Here is a 22418-nt window from a genome sequence, read left to right on the forward strand (position 1 = left end):
GTATTTGACCATGGCTGAAGGGCTTAAACTGGCGGCTCTCACGTTTGATCGGGATGTGTCGACATTGTCGTGTTGCGCGGGTTAACGCGCCCCATTCGCTCTAGAATGCGCTCCACAGTGACCTCGCGGATCGAGTCGACGACCCAATCTGCCTTGGAGAGATCCTGCGCGCCGGAGTTTACATTTTGAAACCCGATACACATCATCCCGGCGCGTTTGGCGGCGAGCACTCCGTGGCGTGCATCTTCGATGACGACGCAATCTTTTGGCGCAACGTCGAGTGTTTTCGCCGCTTCGAGATAGATGTCCGGCGCAGGCTTTCCATACGGCACTTCTTCTCCGCTCACGCTGGCGCTAAACGCGTGGATGATCCCAAACTTCACAAGAACGGCCTCGATCAACGGGCGGGGTGAAGAGGATGCCAGTCCGAAAGGAATGCCACGCGCACGCAAATCGTCAATCAAATCGCGAATGCCGGCGATCGGTTCCAGCGGCGTTTCTCGGATCAATTGAACCTTGTGCACCCGCTGTTCTTCTAAGATCGAGTCGAGGTTGATATTCAGTTGATGCTCTTCTGCGATACGTTTCCAGATATCGGGATTTCTCATGCCTACAAACTGTTCCATATATTCAGGGCCTTCATGGACGCCGAGCCGCTTTAAAAATTCCGCATCGACTGCGAAATGAATCGGCTCGCTGTCAATAATCACGCCATCCATGTCAAAGATCAATGCTTTCATAAAAAATCATCCACGCTCCTTATGCGCATATCATCTCATAGATTTGCTTTCACTTGCCAGCCTGCGTGTTATATTCTTTATCAAGAACCGCCGGAAGGTGGCTGGCCAATGTCAGTGCTCCGCAATCGATCTTTCTCAATCCTCCTTTCTGGTCAATTGATTTCGATGTTCGGGAGCAACGTATTTGCGCTGGCACTCCCGTGGTATGTTTATTTGTCTACCAACTCGAAACTAGCGTTAGCCACCGTTGGCTTTGTCCAATCCCTTCCTAACCTTGCTGGCCTCTTCGCAGGCGTTTTTGTCGACCGCTTTAAAAAGCGTAAAACGATGGTGGTCGTCGATCTATTGCGGTTTGGGATCTCCTTATTCATCGGGCTTATCGCCTATCTCAAATTCCCATTTCCGTGGATTGTTTTGAGCGTACTTCTGCTTCAACTCGCAGGCGTCTTCTTCGGGCCTGCCGTAACGGTTTTGATTCCACTGGTTGTAGGTGACGAGCAAGTTCCTGCGGCGATGGGGATGAATCAATCGGGTGGCGCGCTGGCCCAATTAGCAGGACAGATGGGTGGCGGCGCACTTCTTGTGGCGCTTGGCGCCCCACTGCTTTTTATCGCAAATGGCATCTCCTTCCTTGTCTCTGTCATCAGCCTGCTCTTTGTTCGGGCAGATGAGCCACCGCGCGTTGTGACGTCCAGCTCCTTTTTTCAGGAGTGGCGTGAGGGACTGCAATGGATTGGGCGATCCAAGATGATGATCCTGATCCTCTCTGCCTCGATCGTGACAAATTTTGGGATGGCGCCGTTTGACATCGCAATGACCGCCTGGGTGCGCGGCCCGCTCCACGCGAGTGCATTCTGGCTTGGACTGATTGGCGCGGCATTTTTTGTGGGCATCATTGTTGGTGGGTTCCTGCTTGGTGCAGTCACGAAAAGGGTGCCTTTGCGCACGACCCTAATGCTCGGGTTAATGATTGCGGGACTGACGATCTCTGCGGTGGGCGCGTTTCTCTCTACCTATTGGGCGATGGGACTCTTGCTGATTTGCGGTTTAAGCGTCGGAATTCTAAACGGCTCGCTCGGCGCACTCTTGGTTCGCGTGGTGATCCCTGAAATGCGCGGCCGCGTCTTCGGGTTGGTGGGTGCGCTCGCCACGATTGCAACTCCGCTCGGGTTGGCCGTTTTCGGCGGTATGATGGTGCTTGTTTCGCTTGCGCATCTTTTTATCATGATGGGTGGGCTTTGTTTTCTGGGAGGCGTTACGATGCTGCTCCCGATTCGGGATGATCTGAGTAAAGATGCACTGTCAGCTCGCTCATTGACGTCATAGCGCAGAAGATATCGTTTGAAGCTGCGACGCTTAAATTTTGGTTGGGATTTGGCAGCCCTGCTTTCGTGAGGGCTGCCGTCGCAGATCAATGACTTATGCGTATGGGTGAGTAAAGCGATTTTTGACGACGAGTGCGAGCACGGCGGCGGGTCCGTGAATCCCAATCGTCTGGTCATTCTCAATGTCTGACGAGCGGCTGGGGCCGCTGATGAAATGGACAGAGGAAGGTAGCGCCTCTCGAATTGCGGAGAGTTCTTTCAAAACTCCCCCCATGTTCGGCTTGATCTGATCGTGAAAAAGGATGACAAGGTGCACGGTTGGCAACACGGCGACCGAGCGTCCTCGCTCTGGGGCGCTCAGGAGCACAATCGTCCCGGTGTCAGCGATCGCATACGCGCAACCAGTGATGCTGACATCGACATGTTGATAGGCGTCAATACAATTCGCAGATCCCCAGACGATGGTTTGATACGGCTTTAGCACCTCTGCGAGCGCGAACTCTTCTACAAAGGCTCCACCCCAGACTCCGACGCGCTGTGGGTGTAGCGCGTCGAGCCACTCCCGTACAGTTGCCGGAATCTGTGTATCATTCTCAAGCTGGCGCACTTCTCCACCCAGCGTCTCAAGTTCACGCGCAAATTTTGCCGCGAGTTCGCGCGATTCGGTTGGCGATGGAGTGTGGGGTGACGCATCCATGGCTGCGTCGCGCACAGGCGCGACTTGTGCAGCGTGGTCGCGTCCGAGGCGTTTTGCAACCATGGTCAAAAAAGCCTGCTCATTCACGCTTTGTCATCTCCCTTATTCGCTGTGAGTGTCTGCTCAAGCGACGGCCAGCGCTCGCGAAAAGACGTCGCGACGAGCATGGGCGCCGCTCGGCTCGCTGTCCACGCCGATAGTGGACCAAACGCTGCGTCGATTTGCCCTTTTTTGACAAGGGGCATCTGCACGAGGCGTCCCGCTTTCATCATCAGGCGATAGCGGCGGTGATTCCCAAACCCCCACGCAAAACCTTTCATCAGCGCGCGCTCTTGTGGCGATGTCTTGCCAGCACGCACCTTGCGCTGTCGCAGTTTGACCAGCATCTCGTGAAGTGGAATTTTAACGGGGCACGCCTCATAGCACGCACCGCAAAGGCTTGACGCATAGGGTAAATCGTCATGCGCGTCACTCTCTTCAAGCAGGGGTGTGAGCACGGCGCCAATCGGTCCGGGATAGACGGAACCGTAGGCGTGACCGCCGATTTGCCGGTATACAGGGCAAACATTAAGACATGCCCCACAGCGAATGCAGTTGAGAACCTCCTGAAAATGTTCATCGCCCAGTTGTTTTGAGCGCCCATTGTCGAGGATGATCACGTGCAACTCCTGCGCGCCGTCGACTTCACTTGGTCTTTTTGTTCCGGTGATCATCGACATATATGTCGTTAATTTCTGCCCAGTTGCGCTTCGCGGCAGAAGGTTTGCAATCACTTCGAGGTCAGCCAAAGAGGGCAGGACGCGCTCCATCCCCATCAAAACAATGTGTGTCTTCGGCAAATTCGCCACCATGTCGGCGTTCCCTTCATTCGTAAAGAGGACGATCGTTCCCGACTCGGCAATGCCAAAATTGCAGCCCGTCATGCCAATGTCTGCCTGTAAGAAACGTTCGCGCATGCGTCGGCGCGCGAAGCTCGCCAACACTTTGGTGTCTGTCGTGAGATCGGCGCCGCCGTCTGCCGTAAACAAGTCTTTGATCTGTTCCCGGTTTTTGTGAATCGATGGAATGATGATGTGGGAAGGCGTCTCTCCCGCGAGTTGAATGATGTATTCGCCGAGATCTGACTCTACGACGTCGATGCCGGCTGCCTCGAGGTGATGATTGACCTCAATCTCTTCGGACACCATCGACTTTGACTTGATCACGGAGCGCGCCTCTTTTTGGCGAACGATCTCAAGCACGCGCGCGTTTGCCTCACGCGCGTCTGTCGCAAAATGTACCTGACCTCCCGCCGCGCGGACATGTTTTGCGAACTGACCGAGATACGCATCGAGATGGGCGATCGTGTGCGAGCGAATGGCACGCCCTTGTTCACGCAAGTCTTCCCAATGGGGGATGTGTTCTGTGCTCGATTTTTTCTTACTCCGCAAGCGGTCGACGGTGAAGCGCACCGCAGAACGCAGAAATTCATCCTGAAGTGCGCGGTGGGAACGCTCGCTCAAATCTTGTTGGGAGTGATCCACTTCTTTTGGCACATTCATCGGGATGCTCCTTCTTCGAGCAGGATGCCTTCATAGAGCAGCTCAGCGAGGTGTTTGACCTGCACAGTGCTTCCTTCGCGCTTCAGTCGTCCATCGATGTTCATGAGACAGCCCATATCGGTGCCAACAAGAAAGGAGGCGTTCGTTTCGTGGATGTGTGCAGTTTTTTCTGTGACCATTGCCGCCGAGATCTCTGCCATCTTTACGGCGAACGTGCCGCCAAATCCGCAGCAATCGGATGCGTAAGGAAGTTCGACGAAATCGATTTCTTTGACACGGGAGAGGAGTGTCTCAGGTTCGTTTTTGATGCCGAGCAGACGTGCGCCGTGACACGACGGATGGTATGTGACGCGGTGGGGAAAGCGCGCGCCGACGTCGCGAACGCCGAGGACGTTGACGAGAAACTGGGAAAACTCATACGTCTTTGCTTTGAGTTTCTCTGCGCGCGCGGCGAGACGTTCATCTGATTGGAAGAGAAAGGGATAATCGTGGTGAATCATGCCTGCGCATGACCCGGAGCCTGTGATGACATACTCCGCGTCTTCGAACGCGTCGAGAAGTGTCGCGCCAACCGTTCGCGCTTCATCGACGTAGCCGCTGTTATAGGCGGGCTGTCCGCAGCACGTCTGCGTCATTGGAACATCGATGCGCACGCCATAGCGGTCAAGGATCTTCACCATCGATTCGGCGACCTGAGGGTATAAATTGTCGATGAGGCACGTGATAAAAAGGGATGCTCGCAGTGTGACGACCTCCACGTAAGAATGACATTTCATGCAGTTGTGAACCTGCGTATGAAGATGAAAGCGCATACGATCGAAATTTGGTAACGGTATTCTATAATCGTAACATATTTACGGGGAGAATCTTTAGTGATTCTTTCATATAAAACACAAAGGGAGACTCTCAAGAAGTTCGAGTCTCCCTTTGCCCGTTTGTGCGATCACAAGGATAGAAGGTTTTATGATGTCGGGTGGTTTACGATCGCCCCGCCGATTGCACTTCTTCGTGAATCTCCGACGCGATCTGTTTTGTCGCGGCGATCTGCTCTGTCACTGCGCTGATCGAGATGTGCAGTGCGTCGAGTTGCTCACGCACCACATCCATCCCACTGAGCGTCTCGCGGACGTTTTGCTCCAGCGAGTTGGCCGTCTCACTCGCGGATGCGGCATAGCCGCGGCTCGCGGTGGCAAGTTTGCGAATCTCGTCCGCGACGACGCCGAACCCGCGCCCCGCTTCTCCTGCGCGCGCCGCCTCAATCGCCGCATTGAGACCGAGCAGGTTCGATTGCGCCGCGATATCCTGAATGGATTCGGCGGCTTGCTTTACTTCAGGTATCGTGTTCATCATATCGTGATACATTTTTTTGACGAATCGATCATTGTCCGCGATACGATTCATGCGTTCTTCAATATCGTTGATCTGCTGTTGGGCGGTTGCGGCGACCGTCATCCACTGATCGATCTGTTTTTCCACATCCATTTCGAGTAAGCGCGCGTTTTCCGTGACAATGCCATTCTCCAGGATTTTTAGCGCGCGGAGGTAACTCACAATATCCTCGCCCCACACGTCAAGATGGGCTAAGCCAAACTCCATGATCGCCTGAATCATCACCATGACGTACGCGTTTTTCACTTTGAATCGTTGGTGCGTCTGGGCGATGCGCGACGCAAGTTGTTTCAAATCGCTCTGTGTGACGGAACCGAGTGCAGTGAACACTTCGACGACCACCTGATAGAGTCGTTGGCTGCTCGACTGCTCCATGACATTTCGCATGCCGGAATGCTCTGCGGTCATTTGCAAAAATGCATTCGCGACTTCTGGCGCTCGCAGTTCGAACCATTCTTTTTTGTTTTGAAGTGCTGCCTCATCTTTGGCGGTCAGTATGGCCAATTCGCTCATCGGTCACCTCGTCCTCTCACAATCTGTGTCCATTATATCCCACCTAGAGGCACGAATCGATAGACGTTGGTTTTTCATTGAACTCTCTCAAGTAGACATCAGGTTTCTTTCTCAGAGAAGCGTGTCCACACAAGGCGTAGGATGAGCATGATGACAAACACCCACATGTCCTGGGTCAGCGAAGGATTGCCAGGCGAGAGGAGCAGCTTTCGCGCAAAGATAGTGAGAAGAAGATCGAGCAAGCGAACGGGGGAAAGGCTGCGCAGCAAATCAAGTACTTCATAGAGCAACAAGAGAGAGAAGAGGTCGTCGACAATGGAATAGAAATCGTCGAAAAGTAGTCCGGGATGGTACAAAAGCATGGACCACCGCGCCATAAATCCGATGATTCCGAGAATGAGCAACGCCAGAATCAAGAGGACGATGGCGGGGCGAATCAAATGGATCAGCTTGCGAGCAAATTGGATCAGATCGACTCTTCCTCTCCTTGGCGTTTATCTGCAACGGCGTGTCTGGGCTAAACGCGATACTCAATTCCGTGCCAGAATAAGTCTAGCACGCGTTTGGCGTGATCTTCGAGCGCGCCTTCCTGCGCTTCTAAGCTCTCTTTCGCTACACCGAGCGCGGCGAGGTACATACGCGCGTAAAGTTGAACGTCACCAGGGGTGATCTCGCCGCGCTCGGCTGCTCGTCTCATCGCTCTCGCAACCGTCTCGATCAAGCGTTCTTCTGCTTCTTTCATCGCACGAAATTGCTCATCCGTCAATGACTTTTCGCTTCCTCGCATGATCAGCTCAAGGCTGAGCGGTGTATGGATGCGCAGACGCACAAAAGCAATCGTTAACAGGCGGTCGTAGAGTGGAAGATCTGACGCAAGCAGTTGTTCCGTGCGTACGCGGACATTTTCCATGGTCGCCTGAATCGCCGCAAGAAACAGGTTTGCCTTTGATTGAAAGTAGTAGTAGACCATTGCTTTCGTCACGCCGCACGCGGTGGCGACCGTCTCGGTGCTGACGGACTCATAGCCGTGCTCAATAAACAGTTGGGAAGCGACGTTCAAGATGCGATCAGCCGTCAATTCGGTTTGTTCAGATTGTTTGGGGCGTCCTAAGCGGCGCGGTTTCTCTCGTACCGTCACGAAACACCCCTCTCTGCACCGTGCCTGGGTAAACGTTACACCTCGTCCTATTTTTGAGTATAGCATATCGTGCTGGATCGGCTGTTAAGGTTTTAAGACCACTTTGATGCAGTCTTCTTCTTTTTGATCAAACACGCGATACGCATGCGGCGCTTCTGACAGCGGCAAGCGATGGGTGATCAAATCTGTCGCCCGTAACGTCTCGTTTTCAATCATGCGAAAAAGTTCAGGCAACAAGTGAATCACCGACGCTTGTCCCATCTTGAGCGTGACGCCACGGGAAAACAGGTCGCCTAGTGGAAACGCGTTGTAGCGCGCACCGTAGACGCCGATCAGTTGAATGACGCCGCCCTTGCGAACGCATTGCGACGCGATTACGATCGCGCTGAGCGTCCCAACTTGGAGTTTAAGCGCAGATTCGACCACTTCGATCGGGTTCATCTTTCCATCGAGTCCGACACAGTCGATCACCACATCCGCACCGCCGCGGGTCATCTCCTTGATCATGTCACCTGTGTGCTGTTGCCGCTCAAAATGGATCGTTTCTACATGGTTGGTCCGTTTGGCATGCGCTAAGCGATAATCGAGTCGATCGACGGCGATGACGCGCGCGGCTCCCTCCATCCACGAGAAACGTTGTGCGAGCAATCCGACGGGCCCGCACCCCAACACGACCACGGTATCCCCTTTTTTCACGCCAGCGTTGCGCACGCCCCAGTAGGCGGTCGGCAGGATGTCTGACAAGAAGAGCAACTCTTCATCGTCGCGCTCACATGATTCGGGAACGACAAAAGAGCCGAAGTTACCGTAGGGAACACGCAAGAGTTCCGCCTGACCTCCGTCATAACCGCCAAAGGTGTCAGAGTAGCCGTAGATGGCGCCAGTCTCGTTGTGCTCATTCGAATTGTCACAGAGACCCTCCAACTGATTTTGACAGTAGATGCATGTTCCGCACGCGATGTTAAAAGGAACAATCACGCGCTGTCCGACGCGCACCCGTTCTACATCGGGTCCTGCCGCGACGACCACACCCATCGCCTCGTGACCGAGAATATACCCCTTTTGCAAGTTCGGGATCATGCCGTGAATTAAATGGAGATCGGATCCGCAGATCGCGGCAGAAGTCACCTGGATGACGAGGTCATCCGCCTTGACCAGTTTTGGGTCAGGCACATTTTTAACGTCGACATGTTTGCGTCCTTGATAGGTCACGGCGCGCATGATGAGAGCCCTCCTCGTTTTGATGTAGGATGCGTCGGCACAGGGAAATTTAACCGGCGGCAGGCGTTTCTCAGATGCATCTTGCAACGTTGTGTGCGAAAATAAGGTACGATAGATCGATACAACAACTGTCACTCGCTGCGTATGCGGATGGGGCGAACGAAGGATGGATCGTGTGAACGTAATTACGACAAACGGGGCAGCAAGCAACTATATAAAGAAGATTATTGAAGAGGATTTGCGCGAAGGTCGCGTGGCAGAAGTGGTGACGCGGTTTCCGCCAGAACCAAACGGGTATTTGCATATCGGACACGCGAAGTCGATTTGCCTGAATTTTGACTTGGCGAACGAGTTTGGCGGACGCACGCATTTGCGCTTTGACGACACTAATCCTTTAAAAGAGGATGAAGAGTACGCGCGGGCAATCGAAGAGGATGTGCGCTGGCTCGGGTATGCGTGGGATCGCTTGTGCTATGCGTCAGACTATTATGAGGAGATGTTTGAGCGCGCGAAGCTGCTCATTCGAAAAGGTCTCGCCTATGTGTGTGAACTGTCAGGCGAAGAGATTCGCGCGACGCGCGGTACGCTTACGGAGCCGGGAACGCCGAGTCCGTTTCGGAATCGCTCCGCCGAAGAGAACCTCGATCAGTTTGAGCGGATGCGGTGCGGGGAGTTTGCGGATGGGGCAAAGGTGTTGCGCGCCAAAATCGATATGGCGTCACCGAATATCAACCTGCGCGACCCGATTCTCTATCGCATCGCGCACGCGCCACACTATCGCGCAAAGAATGCGTGGTGCATCTATCCGATGTATGACTACGCCCACCCGCTAGAAGACGCGATCGAGGGTGTGACGCACTCGATTTGTACGCTCGAATTCGAGGATCATCGGCCACTCTATGACTGGGTGATTCGCGCGTGCGAGATGCCAACGGTGCCACACCAGTACGAGTTTGCGCGCTTGAATATGACGAATACAGTGATGAGCAAGCGCAATCTCAAGGCGTTGGTAGAGCAGGGGGTCGTCGACGGGTGGGATGACCCGCGCATGCCGACGATTGCAGGGCTGCGCCGGAAGGGCTATACGCCAGGGGCGATTCGGACATTCGCGCGCGAAGTCGGCGTGGCCAAGAGCAACAGCATGGTGGACGAGCGGATGCTTGAGTATTTTGTGCGCGAAGATTTGAAGCTTGTGGCGCCGCGAACGATGGCTGTGTTGCGACCGCTGCGCGTGGTTATTCTCAATTATCCTGAGGGTCAATTGGAGTGGCTGGAAGCGGAGAACAACAGTGAGAACCCGGAACTTGGCGTGCGTCAGATTCCGTTTGGGCGGGAGATCTGGATTGAGCAGGATGATTTCATGGAAAATCCGCCACCGAAGTATTTTCGCTTGACGCCGGGGCAGGAAGTGCGTTTAAAGCACGCGTACTTCATCCGCTGTGAAAAGGTCATTTACGATGCGGCGGGAAAGGTCAGCGAGGTGCACTGCACGTATGATCCGGAGACCAAATCGGGGAGCGGTTTTACGGGGCGCAAGGTAAAGGGCACGATTCACTGGGTGTGCGCGCGCGAGGCGCGCGCGGCGACATTCCAACTTTTTGAGCCGATTTACCTGACGGAAAGTGAAAATGGGGGGGATGACGGCGAACGGTTGCTCAACCCAAACTCCCTGACGCAATGGATCGGCTACATCGAGGCGCAGATGGTGAAGGAGAATGCGGCGTCCACGTATCAGTTTTTCCGCCACGGGTATTTTCACGAAGACTCTATGTTGAGCACGTGGTCACATCCAGTGTTTAATCGTGTGGTGTCACTAAAGAGTTCGTACGAAGTTTTGTAGCCGCCGCGAGCGTTGTTGTGTGATGGAACGCTTTCAGCCCAATCGGGGGTGGCATTCATGAAACTCTTTTTGACGAGAAAGCTTCCTCGCGAGGTGTGCGATGCAGTTCCGGCGGATGTGTCGCTTGCAATGTATGAGCATGAGGAGCAGGCGATTCCGCGTGAAGAATTGCTCGCACGCGTTGCTGGGGCGCGTGGCATCGTGACAATGCTTACGGAGCGTATCGACGAGGAGGTCATGGACGCGGCGGGACCGTCGCTCGCTGTGATTTCAACCATGTCGGTGGGCTACGAGCATATCGATCGATCGGCGGCGAATACGCGCGGGATTGTCGTGTGTCATACGCCTGATGTGCTGACGGAGACGACGGCAGATCTGGTGTTTGCCCTTTTGCTGGCGACAGCCCGACAAGTGCCGCAGGCGGAACGGGCGCTGCGCAATGGGCAGTGGGGAACGTGGCAACCGTTTCAGTTTCTCGGTATTGATGTTTATGGAAAGACAATTGGGTTGCTCGGTATGGGCGGCATTGCGCAGGCGGTGGCGCGGCGCGCGCGTGGGTTTGGGATGCGGATTCTCTATTGGAGCCGCACACCAAAACCGGATGTGGAAGAGGCGTTGGGTGTGTCGTACAGTGATCTGACCACTCTCTTGCAGACGTCGGATTTTGTCGTACCGCTATTGCCCGGCGGTGACGCGACGCGGCATTTGATCGATCAGCACGCGCTATCGCACATGAAACGAAGCGCTATGCTCATCAACGCGTCGCGCGGGAGTGTGGTGGATGAGGATGCGCTGTGCGCGGCGCTTCACGCAAAAACGATCGCCGGTGCGGGCCTTGATGTCTTAGCACAGGAGCCCATCGCCGCCAACCATCCTCTCCTGCGCGAGGCGCGTGCGGTGCTTCTCCCGCACATTGGTTCGGCAACGCTTGAAACGCGCACGCGCATGGCGCGACGGGCGCTTGAAAACGCGGTGCTCGTCATGAGAGGGGAGGCGCCGTTTGATCGCGTGTGAACGGATCTTCTTGTTCCCACGCGTCGCAATACGATTGCGCTTCTTCTGCGGATGAGAATGACGAGAGAATGTGACCTGTCCCGACATGCGCCTCTGTAAAGTCGGGCAGTTTGATGACACTGTAGTGGTTTCCGAGCTTGCGGATATGGAATTGGCCTTTTTCTGTGTTGTAGAACATTTCTCTCACTCCTGCATGATGTTTTATCGCAAAAGATGTACTTGTTCAGCAAAAAATAGTGTACCCTGAAGTAGAATCATGTATGAGATCGATTGACTTTCGCGGGAGTGAGGTGAAGGCATTCGAACGAGAAAGGATGAAACACATTGGCGATTGATGCACAAACATTTCGCGCGTCGCTGGGACGATTTGCAAGTGGCGTCACCGTCGTGACCACATCGCACGGAGAACAGCGGGCGGGATTGACGGTGTCTGCATTCAGTTCGGTCTCGCTAGAACCACCGCTCATTCTCGTGTGTATTGATAAGCGATCCTCCGCGATTGATCAGATTGACGCGAGTCAGGTGTTTGCCGTTCACATTCTGTCGGAGGCGCAGGTCGATCTTTCCAATCGCTTCGCGTCGCGCAGCGAAGATAAGTTTGCAGGGCTTGATTTTGAGAAAAGCGCGTTTGGCAATCCTAAATTACCGGACGCGCTCGTATTCCTCGACTGCCGCGTATCGCAAAAGATCGACGCGGGTGATCACTTTATCTATGTTGGGCTGATCGAAGAGGCTGAAGTTGCGGAAGAAAAACAGCCGCTCGTGTATTTTTCAGGCGGATACCGTTCGCTTATGGAGTAAAACCGGGGGAGGGATCGCAATGTCCATCACGATGAACGAATTGCGTACAAAGACGGATCCGATCGCAGAGAAGGTGGTTGCGTGGCGACGCTATCTGCATGAGCATCCGGAGGTGTCGTTTCACGAAGAGAATACGTCCCAATACGTCTACGATCAGTTGTGCGCCGTCGACGGATTAACCGTGACAAGACCCACGAAAACGAGTGTCATGGCGCGCCTTATCGGTGATCGACCAGGACGAGTGCTCGCGATTCGCGCAGATATGGATGCGCTCCCGATCCTTGAAGAAAACACGTTTGACTTTGTCTCAAAGAATCCTGGCGCCATGCACGCGTGTGGTCACGACGGCCACACCGCGATGCTGTTGGGCACAGCGACCGTGCTCGCTGGTATGCGCGAACATATCGCAGGGGAGATTCGCTTTTTGTTTCAGCATGCGGAGGAACTTTTCCCAGGCGGCGCACAGGAGATGGTCGATGCGGGTGTGCTTGAAGGTGTAGATCAGGTGATTGGAACGCACCTCTGGGCGAGTCTGCCTTGCGGTCAGATCGCGATCGCGCCAGGCCCTGTCATGGCGGCACCTGACACGTTTACGATCACGATTAAAGGGAAGGGCGGTCACGCTGCACACCCTGACCAGACGGTGGACAGTATCGCGATCGGTGCGCAACTCGTGACGAACTTGCAGCATGTCGTCGCGCGCAACCGCGATCCGCTCAAGCCAATGGTGCTCTCGGTCACCACGTTTCACGCGGGTACGGCGTTTAACGTCATTCCCGACTCGGCCACTCTATCAGGGACTGTGCGGACGTTTGACGCGTCCCTTCGCGCAGCCGCGCCGGGCATGATGGAGCGGGTGATCCGCGGTGTGACAGATGCGCACGGCGCGAGCTATGAATTCAAGTATACGAATGGCTATCACCCTGTCGTGAATGATGCAGCGCTCACTGCCCAATTGAAGGCGGCGTTTGTCGAGCAGTTTGGCGATGTGATCGTTCAGGATGCGGTGCCGTCGATGGGTGGCGAAGACTTTTCGGCGTATCAGCAAAAGGTGCCGGGATGCTTCTTTTTTATTGGTGCTGGCAACGTAGAAAAAGGCATCATCTATCCGCATCACCACCCGAAGTTTACAGTTGATGAAGACGCGCTTCCGGTCGGCGTTCAGTCGTTTGTGACGGCCGTCTTCGCACTGATGGACTGATTCGTGCGATGCATCTGTGGGCTTTACCCTTTCCATTCGGAAGGGGTTTTTATTTTTTCAGTTGTGACCTTCTCCGCGTTTATGCGAAACGTTTGCGTGCGTTCTTGCATCGTATAGAACAGGCGGAAAGAGGTGGAACTGTTGTGAATGAGTGGGTCAAGCGGTTCATGGATCTCGCGTCACCGCAACAAAAAACGAAAGATACGCAGGCAGCCGCGCAGGCGCCTGAATCTGGACAAGGAACCGCGGATGGTTTGGGTGGGCAAGGGATGCACCCCTCATTTTCGCCGTTTGCTACGCAGGCAGGCGCGACGCCTTTTGCGGCGGGCACTTCGCGGGGTGCGTCGGAACGCCCCTCTGAGGCGAAGACTGCATCCCCGTCGCTCTCGACTATGATTCGCGAGCGATTGCAAGGATTTTTGCCGAAGAAAGCGGCAGCGCTTTGGCAGGGTGGGTCAAATGGAAAGGGGGAAGGATCGCTCAGACCTGGCGGCTACTCACACCCTCCCCAGATGGGAATGAGGACTGCGGCTCCAGCGCCGCACAATGTTGGAAACGATTTGGCAAACCGGGGAATGTTTGGTTCTCAGCCATCGCAGATGCCACCGATGCAGATGCGCGTGCCTGCATCGCGCTTCGCAGATCCTTTTATGCCGCATCCTGGAATGGCGCAACGGAGGACGCCTGTACCTACTCGCTTCTCTTCGATGCAAGGTCATGGGTTTCAAACGCCAACCGTACGTCCCTATCCGCATGGCCCAGGGATGAATCGATCCGTGAGGTCGCGCATGCCTGGCTATCCGAATTTTCGGCAATCTTCATCGTTCATCGATCCGTACACAGGGCAGCCGCGCAGACCGCAGCCGCCGATGCCGCCCGGATTCTTCTGAGAGATACGAAAAACCTGTCGCGCGCGAGGCCTATTGATTTGAAATGGGTGTATGTCAGGGTGCATTTGAACCAAGAGCTACCCAGAGCATCCGCATACGTTGAAGAATGAGGAATGAAAGGAGGTTTACGCGTAATGTGCACGTATGGTCAATGTCAAAGGGCGGTTGGACAGTGGGTGCAGTTCTCGACACCGTGGGGGGCTCACCATGGGATTGTGCGTCAGGTGACACAGCAAGGTGTTTTGATGTCGGTGCCACGTACTTATGCGCCGCAGGGACTTGTGAATGGAATGAATTTCTCAGGCAAATCGGATGAAGAGCGCTTGGATCTCGCGCTCGCCGCATACGGATATGGTCCGGGGATGGGTGGACGTCCCGGTTACGGGGGTGGCTACGGCGCGCCCGGCTATGGTTGGTGGGGCGGCGGTTGGTGGTGGTGGTGGTTAGCGTTCGCTAGTTATCTCTTATACACCCCCATGAAAATGAATGAGAATGCGATCTGGATAAACGGTGATTTCTTTTATGATCGTGCGTAGCAGTTCTTTTCTTTCCTGTACCGTTGCAATCCCCCACGTCGCGCGAAATGAGCCTAGAATGGTTTTAAGCGTGGCGAGATCCAGGGATTTGGCATTCATTTGTTCCAATGCATGAATCTTCTCGGCGAATAGAGTTTCCTTGCTGCGGAGTTCGTTCAAACGATCTTTAAGGACATTTGATTCAATATCACCATTTTCAAATGCATTCATCCATCGATTTTTCCGTGAAGTGATTTTTGATATTTCATTACGTAGAGCATCCATTTCAGCCTGATCATCTGATCTTAATGTAAACGTCGACATATCACGACTTAAATCCTGATGATACTGTTCTAAGTGTGTCAAAACAGCATTTTCAAGGTGACTCTCTTTTTGCCGAGGCATATCACAAAGTCCTGAATGGATTCTCTCGACGCATGTATAATAGCGTCTAGGCTCACTTTCCAATTTATTCTTCTTGTATCGCGTATCTCCTGACATTGAATAGCCACATTTACCACAGCGCAGGATTCCTGTCAACGAATAGGTGCCCGTACCACTTCGACTCGGCATTGTTTTGCGTTTACTTCTTAGTTCCTGTGCACGATTAAAATTCTCTAGACTAAGAATTGCTTCGTGATTCCCCTCTTCGATCATTGAATTCGTTTGTCTCCTTCCCTTTAGATCTCTGTATCCATAACGCACCATGCCGCAGTAAAGCGGGTTTTGTAGAACATATTTTAGATTGTTCAATGTCCATCTTTTATTGGACGCAAGCTGTGGATGCGTAGGATCATTGAGCCACTTCAATATCTTGGGTGTGCCGCTTCCTGCCAGATAGCGATCGTAAATTTCTTTAACGATTGCTGCTTCAGCATGATTGATTTTCAGATTTCCATTGTTGTAATCATATCCAAAAGGTCGATGACCCCCTGACCATTTCCCTTGCCGAGTCATTTCAATCTGTCCCATTTTAGTGCGTTCAGCGAGATTTTCACGTTCCCACTGTGCCATCGCCCCGACGAGTGTGATAAAGAGTCGGCCGATCGCCGTTGTCGTATCATACACTTCTGTGGCGCTCCGAAATTTCGTTTGATGGCGATCGAAGTAGTCTAGAAGCGTATGGAGATCAGAAACAGAGCGTGTTAGTCGATCTAATTTATAGACAAGCACAATTTTATGATCAGAATGGTCAGCTTTTAAATCATTGAGCAAGCGCTTTAACTCAGGCCGATCCATGTTTTTGGCGCTGACGCCTTCTTCGATGTAGCTATCTTGGATGACCCAGTCTTGCGATAATGCATAGGCCTTTAACCTCTCACGCTGCGCGTCAATCGAATATCCCTCATCAGCCTGTTCATCCGTCGAAACACGTATATAAATACGCGCAAACCATGTTTCGCTCATGGCGATCACCCTAATTTTGAAGTTGGCCTCTGAAAAATAAATAGGACAGACACAGAAAAAGTGATCGCAGCATACGATACGTTAATGCCTGAACCTTAGTGGGGAGCGTGATCGTGTTGGATAACAATACATGTATATATCTTGTTATCCAGGCGAATTCCCCCTCGGAAGAAGCACTTATGCGTTTCAACGAAGAAATTCGCCGCATTATCGAACGCGCCATTCAAGATGGGCGAATTGCTACCCATGATCTTATTGATTCCAAAACGCCGTAGTTATACTAAAGATTTATAATTCCGCCAACTACGTTGGACAAGCTTATAAAAAACAATGCCCAAAAGGATTTCCTCTTACCTATCTTAGTGGCTGACGATTTGAGATACGACAGGAAATCCCTAACTTTACTTGGGCAAAAGTCCACATAAAAAAGCAGATGCCATGGATGATGATGCGGCATCTGCGTGATGAATCTTTTAAAATCGTGATTTCATAGGGTGAAACGGGAAGATAACGATAGGTTAAACCTCATACGGGTGTGAAGATCATTCGTGAACGTGTTCATCATGATTCGGATGGGGGCATTTGTTCGAAACTAATTTTCAGCATGACGTCGAGTGCGGTGGTGATTTTTTCAAGGCTCTCCAAGCTTACATTACCGATTCCACGTTCAATCATACCGACATATCGTTTTGAAAGTCCTGACGCTTGTGCCAAGGTCTCTTGGCTCATGCGCTGTTTGGTGCGGAGTTGACGAATTCTCATCCCCACTTCTCGACATAAATCACTCAGACGGGTTCACCTCGATTTATATGGATGGATCTATGGTAAAAGCTTATCATCTGTCTCTTAAAAATTCATGCATGACGGATAACTATAGTGCATATACCGAAAATCCTTTGGACACCATGTACGCCAAGGGAGTGAAGGGATGGAGAGGAATCGAATTCGTGTTCGCTCGATTCAATATGTGTACGATCCAAAGGCCGGTCGTCTGTGGCTGGATGTGTTAGCGCAAGCGCTCTATCGCTCGTGTCAAGATCATAAAATGGATACAAAGCACGAGCCCAACGAGGATGTGAATCCATGCGAATGACGGTGGCGTATTACCGAAGTTCTCTCGAACAACAGGAAAATTCCGTTCCGATGCAAAAGGACAACGCAAAACTTTATGCACAAAAGCACGGAATGACCCTTCAAGATCACTACGACGATGAGGGGAAGTCGGCACGAAAAAAATCAGAGATCGAACGGCCCGCGATGCATCGATTGCGACAGGACATCCGCTCTAATTTAATTGGGACGATTATTGTCTATAAACGGGATCGTCTGGCGCGAAGAGCGAGTGAGTACATGGAATTTTATCGTCTGTGCCGCAAATTTGACGTGAAGATCATTTTTACGTCTGGAAAGGAATACCCGGTGTTTTACTCACCGTTCGGGGAATTCATTGAACTCATTTACGCGGGAATTATTGAGCGTGAGGCGGAAGTAATCGTTGAGCGTCTACGTGAAACGCAAATCACGAATTTCGTGAACAAGAAGACGGTGGGAAATCTACCGTATGGCCTGGTGGCGATTGAAGGGAAACAAGATAAACCGGAGATTCATTTTCAGTCAGACGAGGTAAAGGAAGAGATCAAAGGGATTTATTCGGACTTTCTCCAGTGGTCGACTACGCGAGGGGAGCAAAAATTCTCTGCCTTTGTTCAGCTGCAAAATGAGAGACATCCGAGACGGGAGCGCTTGGAATCCGAGGAGGAGGAGATAGAATACGATGAAGGAGGCGCTAAGGAACCAAACGCCAGATGGACCGATACCAATTTGCGTGGTCTTTTGACGAATTCACTCTACATGGGAAAACATCGCAAAACATGGGAGGATCAAATGTACGAAGTGGATCGGCCTGAGTGCGCGATCATTTCTCCTGAAGCATGGGAAGCGACGAATCAAGCGATGAAGCCGTTTCTTGCGGTTCAACATGAAACCAAGAAACGAGAATTTGTTCTTGAGGGATTGATCGTTTGTGAATTTTGCAAACATCCTCTCGTGGGGAGAACATCGTGGCGAAAACAGGAACCGATGGATGGGTATTATTGTCCCACCAAAACGTGTCCTGTGCGTATCTCCGCAACGAAATGTGAGGAAAAAATTGATGAAGAAGTCGTGGGGTTTCTGTCCATCCTCCTAAAGGAGAATGGGGATGCATTGTATCGGGAGGTGATGGCAGAGGAACGCAGGCGAATTAAAGCGGAGATGGAGAAGCTTCAACATCAGCGGACGATTCTACAGACGCGTTTAAAGAAGGATGTATCGCAGTATATGCAAACGCGCGTGAGTATGCCTGAGATTTTTCAAACGAAAACGAATCTCGACAATCTCCATCATACGATGCACAGACTGGAGGCAGAACTTCGTTCATTGCATGCGTTTCCGCTGGGGACAAAGCGGCGAAACATCCGCATTCAAGATCTAAAGATCGAGCTGAAGCAAGGGTCGGCCGTGCGTCGGCGAGAACTACTCGCGGATCTCCTTTTGGAAGTGCGGGTCAGCAAAAATACGATCGAGGCTCTTGTGTTTCGCCACCCATTTCAAAAGGTGGTGTCCCATGTCTCTTCATGAAATCATGGAACGTTTGAGGCAGCCGGATACGCTTTTGCGTGCCGCGTTTTATGGCCGTCATTCGACCAAGAATCAAGAAATGATGATGCAAGAGAATACCGCCGAGCGATTTTGCAAGAAGTATGGTTGTGAAATCGTGGAAAAATACCTCGATCCGGATGTATCGGCTACGAAAGTGAAAATGACCCAACGCAAAGCGTTGTTGCGGATGATCAATGATGCGAGTGATGGCAAATTTGATGTCATCCTTGTGTACAGTGACAGTCGTTTGGCGCGTGATCCGATTGAACATGCTCAAATCCGCATCGCTTTGCGGGGCATCCCTGTCTTTCTGTGTGACACCGAAACCTTGTACAATCCCAAGAATGTGGAAATTTTAACGCAATTGATCCGCGATGGCGTTTCCAAATTTGAAGTGGATCAGACCTCGGAACGAACCCGGGATACGTTTCTTTACATGGTGAAACACGGTGAAGCGATCAATGGCAGGTTGCCCTACGGGTATGTAAAACGGGAGGGTCGTTTTGTTATTGAATCTTTTCAACAAGCCGAACACATTCGGTCCATTTTTATGTGGTATTCAAACGGCGACGGATTCTCGGCGATCGCGAAACGCCTGGGGTGGCTCAAAGCGGATCGCGTCACACCAAATAAAGAGCGGGTCAAGTCGATTGTCTTGAATCCCTTTTATGCCGGTTATCGTAGCATGGACAAAGTCAAAAAGAAGGCGCGCATGAGCTTTCAACCGCTCGCGCAGTGGATCATGGGTTCCGATCCTCACATCGAGCCGGTACTTTCGTTTGAAGAGTGGAGAACGTGCTACGATCTGTATGAGAAAAAACAGAAAAGGGAAATCGCGCCGAAGACTTTTAAGACACCGTTTCTATTGGCGGGGCTTCTCGTCTGTGGAGATTGCAGGAAAAGAGGGATGGAAAACTTTTTGCGCGGCCAAAATCGCCAAACACGCTCAACATTTGGAAGGACAGGATCTCGGTATTATGAATGTCCGGAATGCAGACTCTGCATGGACATGGGGGCATTGCATCAAATTCTGATCGATGACGTTTTTCATCCGTGGGTCTCGAAAAATGAGCGGCAGTGGGAGACGGCGGTCGAACGGGTGAAAGAAAAGATCGATCACGAGAAAGCGGCGTTGGCGGCGGCGATCGAACATGCAGAAATCAAGATCGTAAAGGATCAATTGGAGCACGAGGTTGCGCGCGATCACCAGAAAGGTCTCGATAATGCCAGTGAACTGTGGGGTGTGATGGACGAATACTGCCGTGTGCTCAAGGAACAGATGGACAAAACGCGAGAAGAGCAGGATGAATTAAAGCAGATGCAGCGACGCCTAAACGCGTGGGTCACCGATGAGAGCGCACTGCGAGAGGTGCGCTTGGATCTCTTGAACGAACAAGATTTCCGCAGGCTGACGCTTGCGTTGATTACCGAGGTAGTGGCGACATCGGTTGAGGATCAAACGATTGAACTGGATGTCGTAGGTCGATGGTAGGGTATATTCTGCGATGATGTTGAATCGGGGGGCAGAATGAGAGTGGGGGTGTTCTGAGAATAGATCGTTTGTAAATGACGAGAGGTTTTCGTGTCATTTTAATGAAAATGGAGAGAATACGCCGCCATTTCTTCTTCAGCTTTGTTGCCTTGGAGAACGGCAATTCATACTAGTGTAACGATGAATAGCCATGCAGCACTCAGGTTGCACCGCTATTGCAGATAAGCACCCGATAGTTGAATAACAGCAGGGGCAATTTGCTCTTGCTGTGTAGCTGAAAAATTACGGTTTGGTCACCACCAACATTATTTCGATGGCATTAATTGTAATTTCCTTACATACGAAACCCTCAGTCAGTCTGACAACAAAATCGGTAAGCGACGATCACGTGACATTAAACGAAGTACGCTCATATCCAAGACAAACGCAGACTTGTCCTGTATAACAGTTTCATGAAGCAGACCTTTTTCTAAAGCCAAGTCCATAATTCGTTTTCCACCGACAGCCTTCGTGATTGTTGCTCGACTGACTGGACGATTATTTCTCTTATCAACTAATAAGCCTTCATCATCAGCATATTGATTCAGTATTATGTGTCCAGCATGTCGGAGGGCTCGTTTGAACGTAACCTCAGCAATTCTTTCCTGAGCCTCCTCATCTTTGGTCATCATCGCTTTGACTTTGTTTTCAACCCTAGGCGATCTCTGTTTTTGAAGAATTCCAATAAATTTTTCAGCGAACTCATCTAAGTCGAACACGGTCTTGATGTCGGCAATCGTTAAATACACGAAACGGTTAAACCTCGAAAAGAACACCCCTATTTTGCCTATCTCAACGGGGAAATCTCTATCGAACTTCGATAGTATGTAGTAACCGATAAGTTGCCGCATGTGCTCAGCTTGATAACCTAAACGTCGTACCGTCTTTATATCGACCAACATGGTATCAATAACAAAATCCGCATCTGCTCCACCGACCAACGCGGACATGTCCCCGAATGTTGGATTGTACAATATGCGATTTTCCTTCTTAAAAAAAGCTTCAACATCCATCGTTTTGTCTGCAATTTGAGACAAATCATGCACTTCACGGGAGTCTACATCGTAACCGTTTTGACGGACGTATCCTGACCTGTAGTAAGCCTCCATGTAGCCCAAAAATACACAAGCCTCATACAGCCCGCGTTCATCCACATTGTCTCCCCGACTGTACTGCCTTCTGATTTCCCTGCTTATATTGTACTTTTCTGTTATCTCAGGTAATGAATCTTCCATTCCAAATTGTGTGAGCCCCAATATAAGACGACGCATCGCCTGGTCCGCGACCACGACGGGTTCTTCATAGTCTTGATTGATTCGTTGCAAATAAGCACGTAGCCAGTAATCATAAGCCATGCCGACGTTACCCGCGTTTGCACCTTGAACCAAATCTGCTACAGGGGGTATACCTTTTGGAAAGGGGGCACCATCATCATTCAGGGTTTTACATAGACCTTTGAAATTCGGCAGCGTCGAGAACAAAGATTTAACTTCGGCGTTATCACTTAACATGCTTGTCAACGACAATTTGTCCACCTCCAATATTCCGTTAACAATATAACAACGTGTCTAGGATATCATAACTGACCCACCAGAACCTCGATTTCCCGTCAAAAAACGTATTCATCTTCAGCTAACCTGCCCGAATGCGCAAGAGCCACCGTGGTGACAATCATATACGGGTTAAATGATGGTGATTTTGCAATTGCTCAACCAATGGCTGAAAACCAACGGGGACAAATTTGCCGATGTTTGTGTATCTAAAATTACAGTTGGTCGCGTATTTCAGAACGGACCGTTTACAGCTCGCGTGACAAACTGAAATCCTTTCGTGTCTTGCAACTGGCGCTGCAACTCGAAACGAAGAAGGAACACACGATAGAATCTATATTCGGCACTTTTCTGAAGAATCCCTTTGCAAGCAAGAGACGAAAGGGCGAGTGTCGTTTTGGTACGGATTTTTTCATTTATCGATTTTGGACGGGACATGAGGATTTTAAGGAACATGGACAGGCC

23 protein-coding genes and 1 pseudogene are annotated in these 22418 nt (G+C 51.6%); 11 read left to right on the forward strand and 13 right to left on the reverse strand.

All coding sequences use genetic code 11. The annotated features are described in order from the left end of the window. Positions 1 to 134: 134 nt before the first annotated feature. Positions 135 to 740: pseudogene (locus AYW79_RS11305) on the reverse strand (HAD family hydrolase); the annotation flags it as partial. Positions 741 to 848: 108 nt separating this feature from the next. On the opposite strand from AYW79_RS11305, the gene AYW79_RS11310 reads away from it, so the two are divergent. After that, on the forward strand, positions 849 to 2066 hold the full coding sequence (locus tag AYW79_RS11310) for an MFS transporter (RefSeq protein ID WP_067565844.1): 1218 nt from the start codon (positions 849 to 851) through the stop codon (positions 2064 to 2066). Between the two features lie 93 nt (positions 2067 to 2159). Here AYW79_RS11310 and AYW79_RS11315 read toward each other — a convergent pair whose 3' ends face one another. From AYW79_RS11315 to AYW79_RS11345, 7 genes are all read right to left on the reverse strand, one after another. Beyond that, entirely contained in the window at positions 2160 to 2849 is a 690-nt protein-coding gene (locus tag AYW79_RS11315; RefSeq protein ID WP_067565847.1) for a LutC/YkgG family protein, read from the reverse strand. Then, entirely contained in the window at positions 2846 to 4303 is a 1458-nt protein-coding gene (locus AYW79_RS11320) for a LutB/LldF family L-lactate oxidation iron-sulfur protein (protein WP_067565852.1), read from the reverse strand. The genes AYW79_RS11315 and AYW79_RS11320 overlap by 4 nt, the downstream gene beginning before the upstream one ends. After that, positions 4300 to 5046 carry a (Fe-S)-binding protein gene (locus tag AYW79_RS11325; protein ID WP_067565905.1) on the reverse strand — a complete coding sequence of 249 codons (747 nt, stop codon included), beginning with the start codon at positions 5044 to 5046 and terminating at the stop codon, positions 4300 to 4302. Before AYW79_RS11325 ends, AYW79_RS11320 begins: the two co-directional genes overlap by 4 nt. Before the next feature lie 235 nt (positions 5047 to 5281). Next, positions 5282 to 6205: a methyl-accepting chemotaxis protein gene (locus AYW79_RS16270; RefSeq protein WP_067565855.1), complete on the reverse strand. Its 924-nt coding sequence runs from the start codon at positions 6203 to 6205 to the stop codon at positions 5282 to 5284. Positions 6206 to 6303: 98 nt separating this feature from the next. Beyond that, positions 6304 to 6645, reverse strand: a complete 342-nt coding sequence (locus AYW79_RS11335; protein ID WP_067952690.1) for a hypothetical protein — start codon at positions 6643 to 6645, stop codon at positions 6304 to 6306. Between the two features lie 77 nt (positions 6646 to 6722). After that, positions 6723 to 7343: a TetR/AcrR family transcriptional regulator gene (locus AYW79_RS11340; protein ID WP_067565861.1), complete on the reverse strand. Its 621-nt coding sequence runs from the start codon at positions 7341 to 7343 to the stop codon at positions 6723 to 6725. Positions 7344 to 7427: 84 nt separating this feature from the next. Then, entirely contained in the window at positions 7428 to 8564 is a 1137-nt protein-coding gene (locus AYW79_RS11345) for a zinc-dependent alcohol dehydrogenase (RefSeq protein WP_067565864.1), read from the reverse strand. A gap of 184 nt (positions 8565 to 8748) precedes the next feature. On the opposite strand from AYW79_RS11345, the gene AYW79_RS11350 reads away from it, so the two are divergent. Both AYW79_RS11350 and AYW79_RS11355 read left to right on the forward strand, forming a co-directional pair. Continuing rightward, positions 8749 to 10404, forward strand: coding sequence for a glutamine--tRNA ligase/YqeY domain fusion protein (locus tag AYW79_RS11350; protein ID WP_231877741.1), 1656 nt, complete (start codon positions 8749 to 8751; stop codon positions 10402 to 10404). Positions 10405 to 10461: 57 nt separating this feature from the next. Beyond that, positions 10462 to 11418: a 2-hydroxyacid dehydrogenase gene (locus AYW79_RS11355; RefSeq protein ID WP_067565870.1), complete on the forward strand. Its 957-nt coding sequence runs from the start codon at positions 10462 to 10464 to the stop codon at positions 11416 to 11418. Here the strand turns inward: AYW79_RS11355 and AYW79_RS11360 are convergent. Beyond that, positions 11384 to 11596, reverse strand: a complete 213-nt coding sequence (locus AYW79_RS11360) for a hypothetical protein (RefSeq protein ID WP_067565873.1) — start codon at positions 11594 to 11596, stop codon at positions 11384 to 11386. The genes AYW79_RS11355 and AYW79_RS11360 overlap by 35 nt on opposite strands. A 146-nt stretch (positions 11597 to 11742) precedes the next feature. On the opposite strand from AYW79_RS11360, the gene AYW79_RS11365 reads away from it, so the two are divergent. The 4 genes from AYW79_RS11365 (at position 11743) to AYW79_RS11380 (ending at position 14846) form a co-directional block, all read left to right on the forward strand. Continuing rightward, positions 11743 to 12219 (forward strand): flavin reductase family protein, encoded by a 477-nt coding sequence (locus tag AYW79_RS11365; RefSeq protein WP_067565876.1) that lies wholly within the window; start codon positions 11743 to 11745, stop codon positions 12217 to 12219. A 19-nt stretch (positions 12220 to 12238) separates the two neighbouring features. Further along, the gene (locus AYW79_RS11370; RefSeq protein WP_067565879.1) at positions 12239 to 13420 is read left to right on the forward strand and encodes a M20 family metallopeptidase; all 1182 of its coding nucleotides are present in this window, start codon (positions 12239 to 12241) and stop codon (positions 13418 to 13420) included. A gap of 143 nt (positions 13421 to 13563) precedes the next feature. Then, the gene (locus AYW79_RS11375; RefSeq protein ID WP_067565882.1) at positions 13564 to 14310 is read left to right on the forward strand and encodes a hypothetical protein; all 747 of its coding nucleotides are present in this window, start codon (positions 13564 to 13566) and stop codon (positions 14308 to 14310) included. A gap of 134 nt (positions 14311 to 14444) precedes the next feature. Next, positions 14445 to 14846, forward strand: coding sequence for a hypothetical protein (locus AYW79_RS11380; RefSeq protein WP_067565885.1), 402 nt, complete (start codon positions 14445 to 14447; stop codon positions 14844 to 14846). Here AYW79_RS11380 and AYW79_RS11385 read toward each other — a convergent pair. Continuing rightward, entirely contained in the window at positions 14775 to 16232 is a 1458-nt protein-coding gene (locus AYW79_RS11385) for a recombinase family protein (RefSeq protein WP_067565888.1), read from the reverse strand. The genes AYW79_RS11380 and AYW79_RS11385 overlap by 72 nt on opposite strands. Positions 16233 to 16345: 113 nt before the next feature. On the opposite strand from AYW79_RS11385, the gene AYW79_RS15595 reads away from it, so the two are divergent. After that, positions 16346 to 16507, forward strand: coding sequence for a hypothetical protein (locus AYW79_RS15595; protein WP_156481758.1), 162 nt, complete (start codon positions 16346 to 16348; stop codon positions 16505 to 16507). A 286-nt stretch (positions 16508 to 16793) separates the two neighbouring features. Here AYW79_RS15595 and AYW79_RS11390 read toward each other — a convergent pair whose 3' ends face one another. Continuing rightward, positions 16794 to 16994, reverse strand: a complete 201-nt coding sequence (locus tag AYW79_RS11390; RefSeq protein ID WP_067565891.1) for a helix-turn-helix domain-containing protein — start codon at positions 16992 to 16994, stop codon at positions 16794 to 16796. Between the two features lie 166 nt (positions 16995 to 17160). On the opposite strand from AYW79_RS11390, the gene AYW79_RS15600 reads away from it, so the two are divergent. From AYW79_RS15600 to AYW79_RS11400, 3 genes are read left to right on the forward strand one after another with little or no spacing between them, the layout of a single operon-like run. Further along, complete coding sequence (locus tag AYW79_RS15600; protein ID WP_156481757.1) at positions 17161 to 17325, forward strand: hypothetical protein; 165 nt, start codon at positions 17161 to 17163, stop codon at positions 17323 to 17325. After that, positions 17316 to 18851, forward strand: a complete 1536-nt coding sequence (locus tag AYW79_RS11395; protein ID WP_067565894.1) for a recombinase family protein — start codon at positions 17316 to 17318, stop codon at positions 18849 to 18851. The genes AYW79_RS15600 and AYW79_RS11395 overlap by 10 nt, the downstream gene beginning before the upstream one ends. Continuing rightward, positions 18838 to 20364 (forward strand): recombinase family protein, encoded by a 1527-nt coding sequence (locus tag AYW79_RS11400; RefSeq protein WP_067565897.1) that lies wholly within the window; start codon positions 18838 to 18840, stop codon positions 20362 to 20364. Before AYW79_RS11395 ends, AYW79_RS11400 begins: the two co-directional genes overlap by 14 nt. Positions 20365 to 20717: 353 nt before the next feature. On the opposite strand, the gene AYW79_RS11405 is transcribed toward AYW79_RS11400, so the two are convergent. Together AYW79_RS11405 and AYW79_RS16115 are read right to left on the reverse strand one after the other, a co-directional pair. After that, positions 20718 to 21929 (reverse strand): hypothetical protein, encoded by a 1212-nt coding sequence (locus AYW79_RS11405; RefSeq protein WP_067565900.1) that lies wholly within the window; start codon positions 21927 to 21929, stop codon positions 20718 to 20720. 258 nt (positions 21930 to 22187) lie between these two features. Continuing rightward, the coding region (locus AYW79_RS16115) for a hypothetical protein (protein ID WP_231884544.1) at positions 22188 to 22418 on the reverse strand (231 nt) is incomplete at its 5' end.

The organism is Ferroacidibacillus organovorans (genome assembly GCF_001642725.1).
GTDB lineage: Bacteria > Bacillota > Bacilli > Alicyclobacillales > SLC66 > Ferroacidibacillus > Ferroacidibacillus organovorans.